Annotated in this window: 3 protein-coding genes; all 3 read right to left on the minus strand. The window is 64.1% G+C overall.

Annotation, left to right across the window (positions count from 1 at the left end):
- Window positions 1-139 precede the first annotated feature (139 nt).
- Window positions 140-2,008 carry a molecular chaperone HtpG gene (gene htpG / locus ABSG20_RS32010; protein WP_423868454.1) on the minus strand — a complete coding sequence of 623 codons (1,869 nt, stop codon included), beginning with the start codon at window positions 2,006-2,008 and terminating at the stop codon, window positions 140-142.
- 87 nt (window positions 2,009-2,095) lie between these two features.
- Window positions 2,096-3,241 carry an SWIM zinc finger family protein gene (locus ABSG20_RS32015; protein WP_423868455.1) on the minus strand — a complete coding sequence of 382 codons (1,146 nt, stop codon included), beginning with the start codon at window positions 3,239-3,241 and terminating at the stop codon, window positions 2,096-2,098.
- 4 nt (window positions 3,242-3,245) lie between these two features.
- Window positions 3,246-3,744, minus strand: a 499-nt coding sequence (locus tag ABSG20_RS32020) for a DEAD/DEAH box helicase (protein ID WP_423868456.1), incomplete at its 5' end; no start/stop codon positions are given.

The following is a 3,744-nucleotide window of genomic DNA, read 5'->3' on the forward strand; positions in this document are numbered from 1 at the left end:
AACCCCTCCCCGCCATCCGGCTTCGCTGCGCTACGCCGGACGGGGGGAGGGGAGCTTACGACCTCATCCTGAGTTACTCGCTGGCCGCGCCGACCCTTTGACAGACTGCGTGCAAAATCCGAAGCGGTTGACGTCGGTCCTAACCATTCCCGGCCAATCCGCGCAGCACCAGCTGATTGAGCCTGGCGGCAAAGGCCGCGGGATCCTCCGGCAATTCGCCGTCGAGGATCTGCGCCTGCTCCAACAACAGGAACGACAGATCGGCCGCGGCCTCCTTGTGGCCGGCAATGGCGGCGACCAGGGGATGGCGCATGTTGATCTCGAGGATCGGTTTTGTCACCGCGCCTCGGCTCTGCTGCGCCAGCAGGCGCTCGAGCTGACGATCCCGCGCGTTGCCGCCCGCCACCAGGCACGAGGCGGAAGTGGTGAGCCGCGCCGAGGCCCGCACGTCGGACACCCGCTCGCCCAGCACGTCCTTGATCGCGGCGATGGTTGCAGCCTGGTCCGGACCGGATTTTTCATCCTCGGCCTTGTTGGCATCGAGCAGCGGGACCAGGCCGAAATCGACGTCGCCCTGGCTCAGCGATTTCAGCGGCTTGCCGCCGAAATCGAGCGGCGCCGCGGTCCAGAAGGCATCGACCGGATCGGTCAGCAGCAGGACCTCGATGCCGCGGGCGGCGGCCGATTCGAGCTTGGGATTCGATTTCAGCCGCTCGAGGCTGTCGCCGGCCAGATAATAGATCTCGGTCTGGTTCGGCTTGAAACTTTCGACGTACTGCTTCAGCGAGCGCTTCTCGCCCGAGGTCGTGGTGAAGCGCGACAGCGCCAGCAGTTTCTCGCGGCGTTCGTAATCCTCCCAGATACCTTCCTTGATCACCACGCCGAACGCGTCCCAGATCTTTGCGAAATTCTCCGGCTCCTTGTCGCTCAGGCTTTCCAGCTCGCCGATGACGCGGCCGGTCACGGCTTTGCGGATCTGCGTCAGCTGCGGATTGTTCTGCAGCATTTCCCTGGAAATGTTCAGCGGCAGATCCTCGCTGTCGATCACGCCGCGGATGAAGCGGAGATAGGCGGGCAACAGCTCGGCGTCGTCGGCAATGAAGACGCGGCGGACATAGAGCTTGACGTGCCCCTTGCGCGTCGGCTCGAACAGGTCGAACGGCTTGGTCGACGGCGCGAACAACAGCACCGCGTAGGATTGACGTCCTTCGGCGCGATAATGCAGCGTCATCGCCGGATCATCGAAGGCGCCGGCGATAGAGCGGTAGGCCTGCTTGTAGTCCTCCGCCGACAGCTCCGATTTCGGCCGCTGCCACAGCGCGCTGGCCGAGTTGATCTGGCGCGGCTCGCCCTCCTCCGGCTTGAGCCAAATCGGGAACTGGATGTTGTCGGAATAGGCCCCGACGATGCGCTCGATCTCATAGCTTTCCAGAAATTTTTTCGCATCCGCCTTCAAATGCAGCACGATTTCCGTGCCTGGTGCGATACGCCGGCTGTCCTCCTCGCCGGCGCGCGCGATATCAAACCCGCTGCCTCCCGACGACGACCAGATCCAGACCTCGTCGGATCCGGCGCGACGGCTGGTGACCGCGATGCGATCGGCCACCATGAAGGCTGCGTAGAAGCCGACCCCGAACTGGCCGATCAGGCCGGCGCCGTCCTTGGCTTCGGTGAGGCGGGAAAGAAAGGACCTGGTGCCGGATCGCGCAATGGTGCCGAGATTGTCGATCAGCTCCTGCCGGTCCATGCCGATCCCGTTGTCGATCACGCTGAGCGTGCCGGCCTGCTTGTCGGGTATGATCGTGATATTGGGCGACGCGCCGTCGGCGATCAGACCGGGCGCCGCGATCGCCTCGTAACGCAGCTTGTCGAGGGCGTCCGAGGCGTTCGATATCAGCTCGCGCAGGAAGATATCGGTCTCGGAGTAAACCGAATGCACCATCAGGTGCAGCAGTTGGGCGACCTCGGCCTGAAAGGGCTGGTGTTCGGCAATCGTGTCCGTTGTCATCGTCGCTCTCGCTGGGTCAAGGTGAGAGTTTCGATATAACAATGCCGCGCTCGGTGACAAGGTCAAAACGGCAGCCCGGAGGCTTGGCTACCTTGCGACGGCGCCGGATCTGGCTCGCCGTTTCCGGCCCGGTCCGCCGCCCCTGTTCGCGGCGCTCGCGCCGCCGGCCCGCGCTTCGTCATCGCGGCGCGATCCAGCGTTCACTGCCGCTTGGCGCCCTTGCGCAGATGCGACTGGCGCCCTGCCGGCTCCAGAAGCCATCTTGTTCGACATTCTCACCTCGCCGCTCGCCACCGCGCTCTTCCTCCCTGTGCGCGGCTTTACTGCATGCGTCGTCTCCGCCCTCTCTTGGCGCGGCGCCGTTTTGGCAATCCGTGCTGCCGCCTGCCGCTTTTCGCTACGACCGCGAGGTTTTGTGACATCCGCCGACGGGCGGCCCGGGGTCTCGCGCCCTGGCGCGGGCGCCGTTGCCTTTGACGGCGCCTTCCCCTTTGCCTGGTTTGCTATTGAAGCAGCGGGAGGCGGCGCCATGTCGAGCCCAAACAGGGCGGCGACATCGACGTTGCCGAGAACCCGCTCGCTGGCGGCGCCGATTCGGGTGATTTGCAGGTCCGAGCCGGCGGCCGGGACCAGGTCGGCGTGGTCGACGCCACGCAATGTGAACAGAACTTCCGGGGCCGCGTCGAGACGGGCGCCGACACCATAGAGCACCGCCGCCACATGCTTGCACATGTCAGCCCAATCCGGGCAGGAGCACTTGAGCTTGATCTCGTGCGGGGCCGGGAAAAGCCCGTCGCTGTCGCGACAAACCCGTTCCATCACGCTCTTCGAAAGCTTGCCCCGCAACAGATCGACCAGCGAGCCGACGGAGCCCGCGCAATCCCCGCAGATCGCTTTCCAGCGCGACGGCGCGGCAACGGCGATGTCGATCTCCACCTGGTATATATCCGAACCGCTGACGAGCGCGCGCAACTGCCCGCGCTCGATCCGCAGATCGATCACCGAGCCGTTGCGCACATAGCTTCTTCCCCGCGGCAATCGCGATGCATAATCGGAATAACGCTCCAGATTGTCGCACCAGGCCTTGCCCCAGAAACTCTGCGCGATCTTGCGGCCCTCGACGACGACAGGGGCGAGGTCCCGCTTCTGCTTCCTGAGCTTCTCGACTTCGCGAGCCGCCTTTGCACGGCGCGCCGCCACCGAGACATAGGGTTGATAGTCCCAAAAGCTCATGGTGTCAGCTCTCTTTCATCGCAGCGTCGAGATCGAGCCGAACCAGTGCGAGCAATTCACGATCGCTCATCTCGGTCAGGTTGACCTCACCGCCGCCTTCACCGAAGAAGTCCTGCGTCATCTGTCGCTTCGATTCGATCAATCTATCGATTCGCTCTTCGATTGTGCCACGGCAGACGAATTTGTGCACAAGAACATTGCGTTTCTGCCCGATGCGAAAGGCGCGGTCGGTCGCCTGGTTCTCGACCGCCGGATTCCACCATCGGTCGAAATGGACAACGTGCGACGCGGCGGTCAAATTGAGGCCTGCGCCGCCGGCCCGCAATGACAGCACGAAGAAAGGAACGCGTTCGTCCTGCTGGAAGGTCTTGACAAGTTCCTTGCGCCTGGCCACCGGCGTCTCGCCGTGAAGCACGAGGCCCGGACGGCCGAAAGCCGTGCCGAGCGCCCGCGCCAGGGGCTCGATGATCTGCCGGAACTGGGTGAACACCAGCAGCTTTTCC

The organism is Bradyrhizobium sp., from assembly GCF_049512235.1.
Taxonomy (GTDB): Bacteria; Pseudomonadota; Alphaproteobacteria; order Rhizobiales; family Xanthobacteraceae; genus Bradyrhizobium.